The sequence below is a fragment of the Methylobacterium sp. R2-1 genome (assembly GCF_014191355.1).
GTDB lineage: Bacteria > Pseudomonadota > Alphaproteobacteria > Rhizobiales > Beijerinckiaceae > Methylobacterium.
This window is the reverse complement of record NZ_JACHWM010000015.1, coordinates 64,865-78,810: the sequence shown is the minus strand read 5'-3', so window position 1 is coordinate 78,810 and position 13,946 is coordinate 64,865. Positions and strand designations below refer to the sequence as shown.

Annotated in this window: 15 protein-coding genes; 14 read left to right on the top strand and 1 reads right to left on the bottom strand. The window is 68.1% G+C overall.

Annotated features, from left to right (window positions below; genetic code table 11):
- The 8 genes from fliI (at window position 1) to fliQ (ending at window position 6,908) form a co-directional block, all read left to right on the top strand.
- Window positions 1-1,329 carry a flagellar protein export ATPase FliI gene (gene fliI, locus FHU13_RS20575; protein ID WP_183437706.1) on the top strand — a complete coding sequence of 443 codons (1,329 nt, stop codon included), beginning with the start codon at window positions 1-3 and terminating at the stop codon, window positions 1,327-1,329.
- Window positions 1,330-1,411: 82 nt separating this feature from the next.
- On the top strand, window positions 1,412-2,623 hold the full coding sequence (locus FHU13_RS20570) for a flagellar hook protein FlgE (protein WP_183437705.1): 1,212 nt from the start codon (window positions 1,412-1,414) through the stop codon (window positions 2,621-2,623).
- A gap of 75 nt (window positions 2,624-2,698) precedes the next feature.
- Window positions 2,699-4,168: a flagellar hook-associated protein FlgK gene (gene flgK / locus FHU13_RS20565; protein ID WP_183437704.1), complete on the top strand. Its 1,470-nt coding sequence runs from the start codon at window positions 2,699-2,701 to the stop codon at window positions 4,166-4,168.
- A 7-nt stretch (window positions 4,169-4,175) separates the two neighbouring features.
- On the top strand, window positions 4,176-5,228 hold the full coding sequence (locus FHU13_RS20560) for a flagellar hook-associated family protein (RefSeq protein ID WP_183437703.1): 1,053 nt from the start codon (window positions 4,176-4,178) through the stop codon (window positions 5,226-5,228).
- A gap of 43 nt (window positions 5,229-5,271) precedes the next feature.
- Window positions 5,272-5,622, top strand: coding sequence for a flagellar biosynthesis regulator FlaF (flaF, locus tag FHU13_RS20555; RefSeq protein WP_183437702.1), 351 nt, complete (start codon window positions 5,272-5,274; stop codon window positions 5,620-5,622).
- 11 nt (window positions 5,623-5,633) lie between these two features.
- Window positions 5,634-6,161 carry a flagellar biosynthesis repressor FlbT gene (flbT, locus tag FHU13_RS20550; protein WP_183437701.1) on the top strand — a complete coding sequence of 176 codons (528 nt, stop codon included), beginning with the start codon at window positions 5,634-5,636 and terminating at the stop codon, window positions 6,159-6,161.
- 3 nt (window positions 6,162-6,164) lie between these two features.
- Window positions 6,165-6,575, top strand: coding sequence for a flagellar hook assembly protein FlgD (gene flgD / locus FHU13_RS20545; RefSeq protein ID WP_183437700.1), 411 nt, complete (start codon window positions 6,165-6,167; stop codon window positions 6,573-6,575).
- Window positions 6,576-6,641: 66 nt separating this feature from the next.
- Window positions 6,642-6,908: a flagellar biosynthesis protein FliQ gene (gene fliQ / locus FHU13_RS20540; RefSeq protein ID WP_183437699.1), complete on the top strand. Its 267-nt coding sequence runs from the start codon at window positions 6,642-6,644 to the stop codon at window positions 6,906-6,908.
- A gap of 391 nt (window positions 6,909-7,299) precedes the next feature.
- On the opposite strand, the gene FHU13_RS20535 is transcribed toward fliQ, so the two are convergent.
- A complete protein-coding gene (locus tag FHU13_RS20535; protein WP_183437698.1) occupies window positions 7,300-9,009 on the bottom strand; it encodes a methyl-accepting chemotaxis protein in 1,710 nt (569 codons plus the stop codon).
- 326 nt (window positions 9,010-9,335) lie between these two features.
- Between FHU13_RS20535 and flhA the strand changes: the two genes are divergently transcribed.
- The 6 genes from flhA (at window position 9,336) to FHU13_RS20505 (ending at window position 13,933) form a co-directional block, all read left to right on the top strand.
- Complete coding sequence (flhA, locus tag FHU13_RS20530; protein ID WP_183437697.1) at window positions 9,336-11,417, top strand: flagellar biosynthesis protein FlhA; 2,082 nt, start codon at window positions 9,336-9,338, stop codon at window positions 11,415-11,417.
- Entirely contained in the window at window positions 11,414-12,184 is a 771-nt protein-coding gene (fliR, locus tag FHU13_RS20525) for a flagellar biosynthesis protein FliR (RefSeq protein ID WP_183437696.1), read from the top strand. The genes flhA and fliR overlap by 4 nt, the downstream gene beginning before the upstream one ends.
- A gap of 7 nt (window positions 12,185-12,191) precedes the next feature.
- Window positions 12,192-12,602 (top strand): hypothetical protein, encoded by a 411-nt coding sequence (locus FHU13_RS20520; RefSeq protein WP_183437695.1) that lies wholly within the window; start codon window positions 12,192-12,194, stop codon window positions 12,600-12,602.
- A gap of 71 nt (window positions 12,603-12,673) precedes the next feature.
- A complete protein-coding gene (locus FHU13_RS20515) occupies window positions 12,674-13,144 on the top strand; it encodes a rod-binding protein (RefSeq protein ID WP_183437694.1) in 471 nt (156 codons plus the stop codon).
- Between the two features lie 6 nt (window positions 13,145-13,150).
- A complete protein-coding gene (locus FHU13_RS20510; protein WP_183437693.1) occupies window positions 13,151-13,483 on the top strand; it encodes a flagellar protein FlgN in 333 nt (110 codons plus the stop codon).
- A gap of 3 nt (window positions 13,484-13,486) precedes the next feature.
- Entirely contained in the window at window positions 13,487-13,933 is a 447-nt protein-coding gene (locus FHU13_RS20505) for a hypothetical protein (RefSeq protein ID WP_183437692.1), read from the top strand.
- Window positions 13,934-13,946: the final 13 nt, after the last annotated feature.

Below are 13,946 nucleotides of genomic sequence, written 5' to 3'. Positions count from 1 at the left end.
ATGACCACGAACGCCATCGAGCGCCTCGAGAGGGCGATGGAGGCCGGGCGCCGCGACCTGCCGCTGGTGCGGGTCAGTGGTCCCGTGCGCGAGGTGACCGCCAGCGCCGCGCGGGTCGCGGGTGTCTCCGCCTTCGTGCGGCTCGGCGACCGAATGGGTTTTTCCGCGGACGGTCGGGTGCAGATCGGAGAGGTCGTGCGCATCGATGCGGCCGGCGCGACCGTGAAGCCGTTCGAGAGCCGGATCGAGGCCGGCATCGGCAGCCTCGCACACCGCATCGGGCCGGCGCAGCTGCGCCCGGATCCGCGCTGGAAGGGCCGCGTGATCGACGCGCTCGGCCGCCCCGTCGATGGGCTCGGTCCCCTGGCTGAGGGCCCCGACAGCGCTCCGCTGGACGCCGACCCGCCCGCCGCGATGACCCGCGCGCGGGTGAAGACGCCGCTGCCCACGGGGGTGAGGGCGATCGACCTGTTCACGCCGCTCTGCGCCGGCCAGCGCATCGGCATCTTCGCCGGCTCGGGCGTCGGTAAGTCGACCCTGCTGGCGATGCTGGCCGGCGCTCAAGGTTTCGACAGCGTCGTGGTGGCGCTGGTGGGCGAGCGCGGGCGCGAGGTGCGCGAATTCCTCGAAGGACCCATCGCCGCCGCGCGCGAGCGCGCCGTGATCGTGGTCTCGACCGGTGACGAGAGCCCGATGATGCGCCGGCAAGCGCCGAAGGTGGCGTTGGCAGTGGCCGAATCCTTCCGCGATCGTGGCGAGTCGGTGCTGCTCATCGTCGATTCAGTGACCCGCTACGCCCACGCCGCCCGCGATGTGGCGCTCGCGGCGGGCGAGCCGGCAGTGGCCCGCGGCTACCCGCCCAGCGTCTTTTCGGATTTGCCGCGACTGCTCGAACGTGCCGGACCCGGCGCCGAGGGCACCGGCACGATCACCGGCATCTTCTCGGTGCTTGTCGATGGCGACGACCACAACGACCCGGTCGCCGACTCGATCCGCGGCACGCTCGACGGCCACGTGGTGCTCGACCGCGCCATCGCCGAGCAGGGCCGCTATCCGGCCATCGACCTGCTCGGCTCGATCTCACGGCTCTCGGGCGAGGTCTGGACCGGGGACCAGCGCGAGCTGGTGCGCAAGCTCAAGAGCATGATGGCCCGCTTCGAGGAGACACGGGACCTGCGCCTGATGGGGGGCTACCGCGCCGGCAGCGACCCCGATCTCGACCAGGCCGTGAGCCTCGTGCCGCGGATCTACGAGGCTTTGCGCCAGGAGCCGGGCCAGCCCCTAAGCCGCGACGCCTTCCTCGAACTCGCCCAGTCTCTGCGGGGATGAGCGTGCCCCACAATACCTTCAGCCCCGCGCAAGCGACGCCGTGTCCAGTGCGCAAGAATTCGAAAGTCAACGAGGTGTCAGCATGAGTCTTATCGGCGTGCTCCGCACCGGCGTCTCCGGGATGAACGCTCAGTCGAACCGCATCTCGACGGTGGCCGAGAACATCCAGAACGCCAGTACCACCGGCTACAAGCGAACCTCGGCCGAGTTCTCCTCGCTGCTGCTCGATACCGGCGATGTCGGCAACTACAACTCGGGCGCGGTCGAAACCACCTTGCGCCGATCGGTGAGCGAGGGCGGTCCCATTGCCTCGACCAATTCCGATAAGGATCTCGCGATCCAGGGCAACGGCTTCTTCGTAGTGAGCGACGCGGCCGGCGCACCCTTCATGACGCGGGCCGGCAACTTCGTGGTCGACGGCAAGAGCGGCAACCTCGTCAACGCTGGCGGCTTCACCCTGATGGGCTACAGCCTCGCCAACGGCACGCCGAACCCTGTCCTCAACGGTGTGGCCGACCTCAAGCCGGTCAATGTCAGCGTGATGGGACAGGAGGCACGCCCCTCCACCAGCGCCAAGATCGCCGGCAACCTCTCCTTCGAGACGCCGGTCTACGATCCCACGGCGACAGGCGCCATCGGCTACTCGAAGAAGAACTCGCTCAAGGTCTACGACAATGTCGGCCAGCCGATGACGCTCGACGTTGAGATGACCAAGACCGCCGCCAATACGTGGTCGGTCCGCTTCTTCGACCCGGCGGGTTCGGCCAGTCCGATCGGATCGACCTCGGTGACCTTCGACGGCAACGGCAAGGTCAGCGGCGGCGGTACAGCCGCGGTGGACGTGCCGAACGGCCGCCGCATCACGGTCGATCTGGGCGGTCTGACGCAGTTGTCGGGCGACCACGCCCTGTCTGGCACCGCCGACGGCTCGTCGCCGACCGCCGTGACAGGCACGGCCTTCGGCGAGGACGGCACCGTCTATGCGGTCTACTCCGACGGCACCCGCAAGGCCGCCTTCAAGGTGCCGCTCGCGGACGTGGCGAGCCCCGACAACCTCACGCCGCGGGCCGGCAACGTCTTCACCACGAGCGCAGAGTCCGGCGACATCCAGATCGGCTTCGCCGGCCAGGGGGGGCGCGGCATCATGAAGGCCGGGGCGCTCGAACAATCCAACGTCGACGTCAGCACCGAGCTGACCACAATGATCGAGTCGCAAACGGTCTACACCGCCAATTCGAAGGTGTTCATGACCGGCAACGAGCTGCTCGAAACCCTGATGAACCTGAAGCGCTGACGCGCGCCGCCGCATCCGGGGGCGCCGGCCCGACACCGGCGCCCCCGTCTCGTACCGCGTCCCAGGAACCGACCGATGGGTCTTACCCTCGCGCTCAACACCGCGCGCGCCTCGCTGCTCGCGACCTCGAACCAGATGGCCGTGTCCGCGCGCAACGTCGCGGGCGCGAACGATCCCGGCTATTCGCGCAAGATCGCGACGCTGGTTGCCGGCAGCGCGGGCGGCGCCACGGTGACGATCACCCGCGCGGGTGATCCGGCCCTCTATGCCCGCACGCTCACCGCCTCGTCCGATGCCGCGCGCGGCGACGCGCTGCTGACCGGTTTGACGAAGCTCGCCCAGACCGTCGGCGACACCGACGATCCGACCGCACCGGCCGCACGGCTCTCGGCCTTCCAGGCCGCGCTCCAGGCCGCCGCCAACCAGCCCGACAACACGCAGCTCGCCCGAGACGCGGTCGAGGCGGCCAAGGCACTCGCCGGCAGCCTCAACGCGGCGGCCGATACCGTCCACGCCGCGCGGACGGAGGCCGATGCCGGCATCGCCGACTCGGTGACCCGCATCAACGACCTCCTCGGCCGGTTCGATACCGCCAACCGCGCCGTCGTCAGGATCACGGCCCTCGGCAGCGATGCCACCGACGCGCTCGACGACCGCGATCGCATCCTGACCGCGCTCTCCCAGGAGATCGGCGTGACCGCCGTGAACCGCGACGGCGGTGACATGGCGCTGTACACCGATGGCGGTGTCACCTTGTTCGAGCGCGGCCCGCGCACGGTTGCGTTCTCCCCCACCTCCACCTTCGCGGCCGGCACCGTGGGCGGCACCGTGACGATCGACGGCGTGCCGGTCACCGGGGCCGCTTCGCCGATGCCGCTCACCTCCGGGCGGATCGCGGGGCTCGCAAGCCTCCGCGACGGCGCGGCGCTGACCTACGAGGCGCAGCTCGACGCCCTCGCTGGCGGCCTGATCGGCGCCTTCGCCGAGACCGATGCGGTCGCGCCCGACTTCGGTCCGCGAGCTGGCCTGTTCACCGCGGGCGGCAGTGCGATCCTGCCCGCCACCACAGCCACCGGGCGCACCGGCCTCGCGGCAACGATTGCGATCAACGCGGCGGTCGATCCCGCCCAGGGCGGCACGGTCGCCCTGCTGCGCAGCGGCGGCATGAACGGCAGCGACTACGCCGACCCCGCAGCGGACGGCGATGCGGCATACGCGGGCCGCCTGCGCGGTCTCCTCACGACGCTCACCGCATCACAGCCCGTCGATCCGGCGCTCGGCCTCGGCACGGCCTCCACCCTGCCGGACTTGGCCGCGGCCTCCGCGGGATGGCTCGAGGCGCAGCGCAAGGATGCCTCGACCAGCGCCTCCTACCAGAAGACCCTGCTGAGCCGCGCCAACGAGGCGCTCTCGAACACAGCGGGCGTGAACGGCGACGACGAGACCGCGCTCGCGCTGCAGCTTGAGCGCTCTTACAGCGCCTCGGCCAAGCTCATCGCGGTCGTCAACGACCTCCTCAAGACCCTCCTCGACGCGGTGCGGTGATACGGCGATGATGACGATAGGCTTCATCTCGAGCCTCAACCTCTGGAACGCGCCGCGCACCGGCGTTTCGCGTCTCCAGACCGATCTCGCAATCGCGACCAAGGAGATCAGCACCGGTCGGTTCGCCGATATCGGGGCGACGCTCGGCGGCGGGGTCGCCGGGGCCTTCGGCCTTCGAGGGCAGAACGCCGTGCTCGCCTCGCTGACCCAGAGCAACAGCGCGGCCTCGCTCCGGCTCGAGGCCACGCAAACCGCGCTTCAGGAGATCCAATCCGCCGCCGAGGCGACGCTCAACGAACTCACGGCACTGCCCGCGGACCAGCGTGCGAAGATGGCCACGGAATCGGCGCGCGGCCGCCTCGCCGCGCTGGCGGGCGCTCTCAACACCAGCGCGGGCGGACAGTTCGTATTCGGCGGCACGAACAGCGGGACGGCCCCACTGACGCCCTACGAGGGCAGCCCGACTTCGGCAGCGAAGGCGGCGGTGGATGATGCCTTCACGCGCTTCTTCGGTTTCGCCCCCGGCAGTCCGGCGGCATCCGGCATCACGCCGAGCGAGATCAAGGGCTTCATCGACGGGATGCTCACCGGACGGTTCACGGAGTTGAACTGGAACCGGACGTGGTCGGCGGCGTCGAGCCGGACGATCGACAGTCAGATCTCGCTCACCGAGACGGTCACCACCTCGGTGAGCGCAAACGCCGAACCGTTCCGCAAGCTCGGCATGGCCTACGTCATCGCCTCTGGGCTCAGCCTGTCCGGCCTCTCGCAGGAGGCGCAAGAGGTGGCGACCGGCAAGGTCATGGACCTGCTGGGCGAAGTCACCCAAAGCCTCACGACGATGCGGGCCGATCTCGGCCGCGCGCAGAGCCAGATCACGGAGGCGAATGCGCGCATCGCCAAGCAGACCGCGCTGCTGACCGGGCAGATCCGGGATCTGGAGAGCGTCGATCCGGCGGAAGCCAAGTCCCGGGTCGATGCCATCACGACCCAGATGCAGATGTCCTACGGGCTGACCGCGCAGCTGCGCAGCCTCAGCCTGATCAACTTCATCTCCTGAACGCCCGCATTTTCCAGCAACCGAGTACGGAGCGTAGGCCCCGATGTACCGTCTATCCTATGCCGAGATCATGGAGGACGCGCCCGACCTCGGCCGCGAGCGCGAGCGCGAGGCGTTCGACCGGGCGCTCGGCCTGCTGCGCTCGGCCGAGGCGCAGGGCTCCAGGGCCGGTCCGGAGCGGAACGCCGCGGTCGGATCGATCCAGAACCTCTGGAACGTGCTGATCGCTGACCTACTCGATCCCGAGAACGGATTGCCTGAGGGCCTTCGCGCCGACCTCGTCGCCATCGGTCTGTGGAACATGCGCGAGGCCGGGGAGGTGCTGAGCGCACCCGAGCGCAGCCTCGCGGCGCTGATCGAGGTCAACACCTCGATCCGCGACGGATTGCAGTAGGGGGACGGGTCATGACGCGCGAGACCGACCGGGCCGCAGCCCGCACCATGCACCTGAGCCTGAAAGCGGGCGAGCGCGTCTACATCAACGGTGCGGTGGTGCGCGTCGACCGCAAGGTCGCGCTCGAACTGATGAACGACGCGACCTTCCTGCTGGAGGGCCACGTCCTCCAGGCGGAGGAGGCGACGACGCCTCTGCGCCAGCTCTATTTCGCGGCGCAGACCGTGCTGATCGCCCCGGCCCAGGCCGGCCCGGCCCGGGCGCTCTATGCTCAGATCGAGGATGGCATCCTCGCCGCCACGACCGATCCGGTCATGCGCGACGGGTTGGCGGCGGCGCACGCCCTGGTCGAGGCGGGCCGCGCCTTCGAGGCGCTGAAGATCATCCGCGGCCTGTACACGACGGAAGCCGATCTGCTCGGTGCGGCAGGGCCCATCCCTAAGGTGCCACCCGCCGCCCTCGTTCCGCCCACTCGGTCCGGCCACCGTCGCCGGTCCGCGATGCGAGCCCGGCTGGCTCCCTCCTCCGACAAGGCCTGAACCATGGACGTCTCCAGCACCACGAACGGCACCGCCGGCACGACCACGGCCGCGGCGGCGAAGGCGGCGACCTCGGTCGCCTCCAAGATGAACGCCGACACGTTCTTGCAGCTGCTGATGGCCCAGCTTCAGAATCAGGACCCGACGAAGCCGATGGACTCGACGGAATATGTCGGTCAGCTCGCATCGTTCTCGCAGGTGGAACAGGCCACCAAGACAAACCAGAAGCTCGACTCGCTGCTGGCCTCCAGCTTCCTGAACCAGGCCGACGCGATCATCGGTCGGACCCTCACCTCGGCGGACGGCCTGATGACCGGGACGGTGCAATCGGTGCGGGTCACCGGCGACGGCGTGATGGCCAAGCTCACCGACGGCCGTGAGATGCTGCTCGCCTCCGGCATCTCGATCAGCTAGCGCATCGTCCCGAAAGGTGGTCCCGGCTTTCGCAAGCAAGACGATGTACCGTCTAAAGACCGACTCATGAATGAGGTCGACGCCCTCGAACTCGTCCGCTCGGCGATCTGGACGGTGCTCGTCGCCGCCGGTCCCTCCGTCGGCGCGGCGATGCTGGTCGGCGTCGCGGTCGCCCTGCTGCAGGCGCTGACGCAGATCCAGGAGGTGACCCTCACCTTCGTCCCGAAGATCGTCGCGATCCTGCTGGTGATGCTGGTGACGGGCACCTTCGTCGGTTCGCAGATCTACGCGTTTGCCGAGATGACCTACGGGCGGATCGCGACAGGGTTCTGAAGCCCGCCGGATCGGAACGGCCTCCCGTCCGAGGGCGCTTGCCGTGACGACAGAATGGTGAAGGCTGCGGGATCGGGAGCGGCGCAACCGAGGCGGCAACAACACCGTGCAGCCGTTCGCGGAGCATCAGGAGAAAAGGCGGGACCGGGCGGAGGCAGCTATCGAGACTTGACCGCCCGGTCCCACGCGAGAGCCTCGACCTGGGGAAGGACAAAAGGTTCTGCGATGGGATCTTAGCATCGGTGTTGCCCTTTGGCAGCACGCGATGCGATGGCCTGCCATGCATCGTTTAACAGTGAACAGGCCGCTGTCAGCGATTGAATATGACAGCGAGATCGATCGGGCTCGGTACGGCGAGGCCGTACCGAGCCCGCTGGTTTTCGGACTCTCTTCACGCGGAGGGGGATCGGGCTGCGCGGACGGTGGACAGGAAGCGGCTGACCTCGCTGGTGAGATGCTCCGATTCACGCGACAGCTCGGACGCCGCGGCGAGCACTTGGCTCGCCGCCGCTCCGGCCTCGTCCGACGCCTGCGCCAGTCCCACGACGTTGCGCGTCACCTCGGTCGTTCCGGTGGAGGCTTGCGACACGTTGCGCACGATCTCCTGAGTCGCCGCGCCCTGCTGCTCGACCGCGGCGGCGATGGTCGCGGCGACGGAGTTGATCTCGCCGATGCGTCCGGTGATCGAACCGATGGCCGTGACGGCCCGTTCGGTGACGCCCTGGATCTCGCCGATCTGGCCGGCGATCTCCTCCGTCGCCCGGGCGGTCTGGCTGGCGAGTTCCTTCACCTCCGTCGCCACGACGGCGAAGCCGCGTCCCGCCTCGCCCGCACGCGCCGCCTCGATCGTCGCGTTGAGCGCGAGCAGGTTCGTCTGCGAGGCGATGTTGGAGATCATGCTGACCATGTCGCCGATACGGGCGGAAGTGCGGCTGAGTTCGCGCACGAGCTGGCCGGTCTGATCCGCCTCCGCAACGGCCTTCTCCGCGAGCCCGGCGGATCCCTGAACCTGCCGTCCGATCTCCTGAACGGACGCGCCGAGTTCCTCCGCCGCAGCCGCCACGGTACCGACGTTGCTCGCTGCCTCTTCCGCCGCAGCGGCGACGGTGCTCGACTGATTCGCCGCCTCGTTGGCGGTCGAGGACATCTGCTGCGCGGTCGCCTGAAGCTCGGTTGCCGAAGAGGACACCCGGCCGACGATGCCGCCGACCGCCCGCTCGAAGCCGTCGGCAAGTTCGATCATGGTGCGGCGCCGCTCGGCGGCGGCTTCGTCGGCGATGCGGCGCATCTCAGCCTGCTCCGCCGCCTTCTGCGCGACCATGGCCTTGATCCCCTCGACCGCGCGGCCGACCGCACCGATCTCGTCGCCGCGCGAGGCCTCGCGGATCGTCGCATCGACTTCACCCTGGGCCATGCGCTGGAGAACGGAGACGAGGCTGGCCAGCGGCCGGGTCACGCCGGCCACGGTGATGACGGCGGCGGCCCCGAGGGCGACCATGAAACCGAGCGCCGATGCGATGAGGAGGATCATGCTCGACCGGCTCGCGGCATGACTCGCCTCGTCCCGGGCCGCTGCGAGCTCCTCGCTCAGCCGCTTGACCCGCGCGTCGACGCCGTCGCGCAGCTTTCCACGGAAGACCACGGCTTCTGTCAGCAGAAGTTTGGCGGCCGCTTCGTTCTCGTTCCTGAGCCCCAGTTGGATGACCCGCTCGTTGACGGAGAACAGAGCCGCCGCGGCATCCCGCATCTCTTCATTGGCCTGGCGCCGCTCGGGACCGTCGGCGAGCGCGTTCAGTTGGTCGATGCTCTTGTATGTCGCAGCAACAGCAGCATCGTAGCGCTTTCTGTAATCGTCCATCTCTTGCTGGCGCACTTCGATGATGACGTTGCGAGCCATAATAGCGGTCTCATTAGCGTAATTTCTCAGGGAAAGGACATTTTCGAGCCGCTTCGATTGAATATCTACGATATATTTCGTCTGCCCGGCTATGTCCGACACTACTCCGTGGGCATAGAAGATCATCCCGGCGGACACGAAAACGATCATTAGGATAGGCAAAAACGACTTCACGATCATTTTTGCATTGTCGAGAATTCGCATCTGCCGCTCCAAGGTTTTCAGGTTGATCGCGTCAATCGTCACCCCACCACCGTTGCTTGAAGAAAATTATCAAACGATAAAATCCTGGTGACCTTCTTCAATTCTGCGCGACGAGCCCATCTCCCGGAAAAACCAGACGTCTTTCCAACGGGGTACGCCGTAGCCGACGATGCCGACCTCGCTCGATCAGGCAAGCGGCCACCCGCTCTCCGGCGAAACCGACGTCTTGGTTGTATGTCGCGCTCCCGCCCACACATCCGCTCCTCCATCCCCGCGCAAGCTTGCCGCGCCACAACCGTCCCATTCTGAGGGAACCGGTTCACGTCATGGCGGTGAGCGAAGCGCTCGTCCTGGAAAAGCGATCGCGGCGGGATTTCGGCTTCGCGGCCGGCATCGTCGCGATCCTGGCAGTGCTGTTCCTGCCGGTGCCGGCAGTGCTGATCGATGTCGGGCTCGCCTTCTCGATCGCCCTCTCGGTGCTGATCCTGATGGTGGCGCTCTGGATCCAAAAGCCGCTCGAATTCTCGGCCTTCCCCACCGTGCTGCTGATCGCGACGCTCCTGCGGCTCGCGCTCGGCATCGCCACGACGCGCCTCATCCTCGCTAACGGCCAGAAGGGCGTGGACGCCGCCGGCCACGTCATTCAGGGCTTCTCGCAATTCGTGATGAGCGGCGATTTCGTGATCGGAATCGTCGTCTTCATGATCCTGATCACGGTCAACTTTCTCGTCATCACCAAGGGCGCGACCCGCATCGCGGAAGTCGGCGCCCGCTTCACCCTCGACGCCATCCCCGGCAAGCAGATGGCGATCGACGCCGATCTCAATGCCGGGCTGATCGACGACAAGGAGGCGCAGCGCCGCCGCCGGGAGTTGGAGGAGGAGAGCGCGTTCTTCGGCTCGATGGACGGCGCCTCGAAGTTCGTGCGCGGCGAGGCAGTGGCCTCGCTCATCGTCATCGCCGTCAACGTCTTCGGCGGCGTCATCATCGGCACGACGCGCCATGGCATGCCGCTGAGCCAAGCCGCGGACGTCTTCGTCAAGCTCTCCGTCGGCGACGGCCTCGTGTCGCAGATCCCGGCGCTGATCGTCTCGCTCGCGGCTGGCCTCCTCGTCTCCAAGGGCGGCACCCGCGGCGCGGCGGAAGAAGCTGTTCTCGGCCAGCTCAGCGCCTATCCGCGCGCGCTCCTCGTCGCCGCCGCCCTGATGCTGATGTTCGCGATCGTTCCGGGCCTGCCCTTCCTGCCCTTCGTCGCGCTGTCGGGCCTGATGGGCTTCGTCGCGATCACCATTCCGAAGCGCCGCGCAGCCCAAGCCGCCATGGCCGCCGCGAAGGTCAAACGCGAGGAGGAGGTCAAGCAGGCCGAGGTCAAGGATTCGGTCAAGGAGCAGCTGCGCACGCCCGAGATCGAGCTTTGCCTCGGCCGTCAGGTCGCCGCGCAGATCCAGGGGAGCCACGCCGAGCTGCACCATCGCGTCGCCAAGATGCGCCGCAAGTTCGCGCGCCAGTACGGCTTCGTCGTGCCCGACATCAAGCTCACCGACAGCCTCAACCTCCCGCCGAAGACCTACCAGATCCGCATCCACGGCACGGTGGCCGCGACGCAGGAGATGCGGCCGGGCGAGTTGCTGGTCGTGGTCGGCGACGGGCCGCGTCCCGACGTGCCGTCGGAGGAGGTCCGCGAGCCCGCCTTCGGCATGAAGGCGCTTTGGGTGGTCGACTCCTATGCCGGCGAGATCCGCCGCTCCGGCTTCGAGGCGATCGACGGCGCCTCGGTGCTGCTCACCCATCTCTCCGAGGTGATCCGCAACAACCTGCCCCAGTTCCTGTCCTACAAGGACATGCGGGCGCTGCTCGACCGCCTCGATCCCGAGTACAAACGGCTGATCGACGAGATCTGCCCCTCGCAGATCTCGCATTCCGGCCTCCAGGCGGTCCTGAAGCTCCTGCTCTCCGAGCGGGTCTCGATCCGCAACTTGCACCTGATCCTGGAGGCAGTGGCCGAGATCACGCCGCATGCCCGCCGGGCCGAGCAGATCGCCGAGCACGTTCGGATGCGCGTCGCCCAGCAGATCTGCGGTGATCTCGCCGAGGACGGCGTGCTGCACGTGCTGCGGCTCGGCGCCAACTGGGACCTCACCTTCCACCAGAGCCTGAAGCGTGACGCCAAGGGTGAAGTCATCGAGTTCGATATCGACCCGCGCCTCGTGGAGCAGTTCGGCACCGAAGCCGGCGAGGCGATCCGCGAGCGGATGCGGCAGGTCCACGGCTTCGCTCTCGTGACCGCTCCCGACGCCCGCCCCTACGTGCGGATGATCATCGAGCGCATCTTCCCGACGCTCCCCGTCCTCTCGCATCTGGAGATTGCCCGCGGCGTCGAGATCAAGTCCCTGGGCGCCATCTCGTGATTCCGGGCTTCGGCAGCCTGTTCGGCGGCGACGCCTTTCTCGCCACCTTCTTGATCTTCTGCCGGATCGGCGGCTGCCTCCTGATCGTGCCCGGCTTCTCCAGCCCGCGCGTACCGGCGCAGGTGCGGCTCCTCATCGCCGGTGGTGTCTCGCTCGCCCTCACCCCGCTGCTGCTGCCGGTGTTCCAGGGCCGGCTTCCAGAACAGGTGCCGACGGAGTCGTTGACCTGGATCGCCAGCGAAACCGTCACGGGGCTGCTCATCGGCCTGCTCGGGCGCATCTTCATTTTCGTGCTGGAGACGGTGATGAACGCCACGTCGACCATGGTCGGCTTCGGCTCGATGCCGGGCACGCCGGTCGAGGGCACCGACGCGATTCCCGCGGTCGAGTCGCTCATCGTCTTCAGCGCGGTCGCGCTGATGTTCGCCGCCGACCTGCACTGGGAGCTGTTCCGTGGCCTCATCGATTCCTACGCCCGCATCCCGCCGGGCGAGGGCTTCGGCACGCAGACCGCGCTGGTGCGGATCGCCGACCAGATCGGCGAGGCCTTCACCCTGGCGCTGCGGATCGCCGCTCCCTTCATCATCTACGCCGTGGCGGTGAACCTCGCGGCCGGCTTCGTGAACAAGCTGACGCCGACGATCCCCGTCTACTTCATCGCCACGCCCTTCGTGATGTTCGGCGCGCTGATCCTGCTCTACTACCTCTCCAGCGAGTTCATGACGCAGTTCCTGGCGGGCTATCTCGCTTGGCTGCGCAGGGGCTGAGCGCGATATGTCCGCCGCCGACATCGCCAAGCGCCTCAAGCGCGCCGAGCGGCTCACCGCCGTGCAGGAGCAGATGCGCCGCGCTGCCGAGTGGCAGCTCGCCCAGACCCGACGCGACGCCGACGCCGTCGAGGCGGATCGCGCGGCGCTGCTGGCGGCCGTCGGCGGCTCCGCCCACGGCCACCTGTTTCTGGAGGCCGCCAACCGCCGCCTGCGCGGGCTTGCCGCCCGGGCGACCGAACTCGAACGGATCGCCGAGGCTCAGGCCGACGAGGTGCGCGAGCAGGGCCTCGCGCTCAAGCGCGCGGAACTGAGTGCCGAGCGGATCGAGACGCTGCTCGGCCGCGAGCGCGAGCGGGTCGAGGCAATGGAGCGGCTCGACGGCCTGGCCCAGCGCCGCGACGCAAGCCTCCCGTAAGCCAGCGGGTCTAGGGTTCCGGTGATTGTCAGCGGCGCCCCGGTTCGCGCCGCGTCAGGTTCGATGGCGCGATGAGCATCACCCCTCCCTCCGATATCGTCATGGACGTGGCCCGCGCCGCCGATCCGGCCCGCTACCAGGAAGCGGCATCCAAGCTGTCGCAGCCCGGCGACCCGGCGGCCTTCGCCAGCGCCGCCGACGAGGCCGCACGCGAGGTAGGCCTCAGCACGCACCTGCCGCTCGACGTCCACGGGACGCTCACCAGCATGAAGAACGACACCGCCCGGACCGGCGCCGCCGACCCCTACCGGAAGTTCGAGGGGCAGGTGATCCAGCAATTCGTCGAGGCGATGTTGCCCAAGGCCGAGACCGTGTTCGGCAAGGGCAATGCCGGCGGGATCTGGAAGTCGATGCTCTCCGAGCAGATCGGCCAGCAGATCGCCAAGACCGGTGGGATCGGCATCGCCCGCATGCTGAATGCCTCACATCCCACCGGCCCGACGGCGGCCCCCACGGCCACGGGCGTGGCGAGCAAGGTCTGACCGCCGATGCTGCTCGAATCCCTCAAGCGGCTCGAAGCCACCGTCGAGGCCGAGACCGAGGCGCTCGCCGCCAACGCCGGACTCGATCTCGAGGCGGTCAACCGGGCCAAGAGCCGGAGCCTCCTGGAACTCACCCGCCTCGCCCGCGTGGTCGATGTCGCGGCTCTCGACGCCGAGACCGGCATCGTGCTGGCCCGCCTGCGCGACAAGCTGATTCGCAATCAGGAGGCGGTCGCCCTGCATCTGCGGGCGGTGGAGGAGGTCGGCGAGACGCTCCAGGCCAGCCTCCAGGCCGCCGAGTCCGACGGCACCTATTCCGCGCGCCTGGGTCGCGACTGAGCGATGCGCATTCTCCTCTCGGGCCTGTGGATCTGCACCGTCACCATCGCCTCCTGCTACGCGGCAGTGACCTACGGCGGCGGCTTTTTCTCAAAATCGACCGAGCCCTACCTCGAAGGACTTCAGTATCAGAAGCTCGCCCCCATCAACATCCCGATGGTCGCCGAGGGTAAGGTGCAGGGCTATGTCATCGCCGTGCTGGTCTTCACGGCGGATGCCAAGCTGATGCACACGCTCCCCGTCCCACCAAATGCCTTCGTGGTCGACGAGGCCTTCCGCCAGATCTACGGCGACACCACGATCGATTTCCGCAAGCTCGCCCGCTACGACATCAACGGCCGCCTCGCCCAGATCCGCGCCAAGGTCAACGAGCGCCTCGGCTCCGACGTGGTGAAGGACGTGCTGGTGGACGAGTTGAACTTCGTCGCCAAGCGCGAAGTGCGCTCGTAGTCGTATCCCGTCA

Bases quoted from the DNA above. Each gene is read 5' to 3' on its own strand.
- flgK (WP_183437704.1), top strand. From the start codon at position 2,699: ATGGGTCTTACCCTCGCGCTCAACACCGCGCGCGCCTCGCTGCTCGCG.
- FHU13_RS20535 (WP_183437698.1), bottom strand. From the start codon at position 9,009: ATGCGAATTCTCGACAATGCAAAAATGATCGTGAAGTCGTTTTTGCCT.
- flbT (WP_183437701.1), top strand. From the start codon at position 5,634: ATGACGCGCGAGACCGACCGGGCCGCAGCCCGCACCATGCACCTGAGC.
- FHU13_RS20520 (WP_183437695.1), top strand. From the start codon at position 12,192: ATGTCCGCCGCCGACATCGCCAAGCGCCTCAAGCGCGCCGAGCGGCTC.
- fliI (WP_183437706.1), top strand. From the start codon at position 1: ATGACCACGAACGCCATCGAGCGCCTCGAGAGGGCGATGGAGGCCGGG.
- FHU13_RS20560 (WP_183437703.1), top strand. From the start codon at position 4,176: ATGATGACGATAGGCTTCATCTCGAGCCTCAACCTCTGGAACGCGCCG.
- flgD (WP_183437700.1), top strand. From the start codon at position 6,165: ATGGACGTCTCCAGCACCACGAACGGCACCGCCGGCACGACCACGGCC.
- flhA (WP_183437697.1), top strand. From the start codon at position 9,336: ATGGCGGTGAGCGAAGCGCTCGTCCTGGAAAAGCGATCGCGGCGGGAT.
- flaF (WP_183437702.1), top strand. From the start codon at position 5,272: ATGTACCGTCTATCCTATGCCGAGATCATGGAGGACGCGCCCGACCTC.
- fliQ (WP_183437699.1), top strand. From the start codon at position 6,642: ATGAATGAGGTCGACGCCCTCGAACTCGTCCGCTCGGCGATCTGGACG.
- FHU13_RS20505 (WP_183437692.1), top strand. From the start codon at position 13,487: ATGCGCATTCTCCTCTCGGGCCTGTGGATCTGCACCGTCACCATCGCC.
- FHU13_RS20510 (WP_183437693.1), top strand. From the start codon at position 13,151: ATGCTGCTCGAATCCCTCAAGCGGCTCGAAGCCACCGTCGAGGCCGAG.
- FHU13_RS20515 (WP_183437694.1), top strand. From the start codon at position 12,674: ATGAGCATCACCCCTCCCTCCGATATCGTCATGGACGTGGCCCGCGCC.
- FHU13_RS20570 (WP_183437705.1), top strand. From the start codon at position 1,412: ATGAGTCTTATCGGCGTGCTCCGCACCGGCGTCTCCGGGATGAACGCT.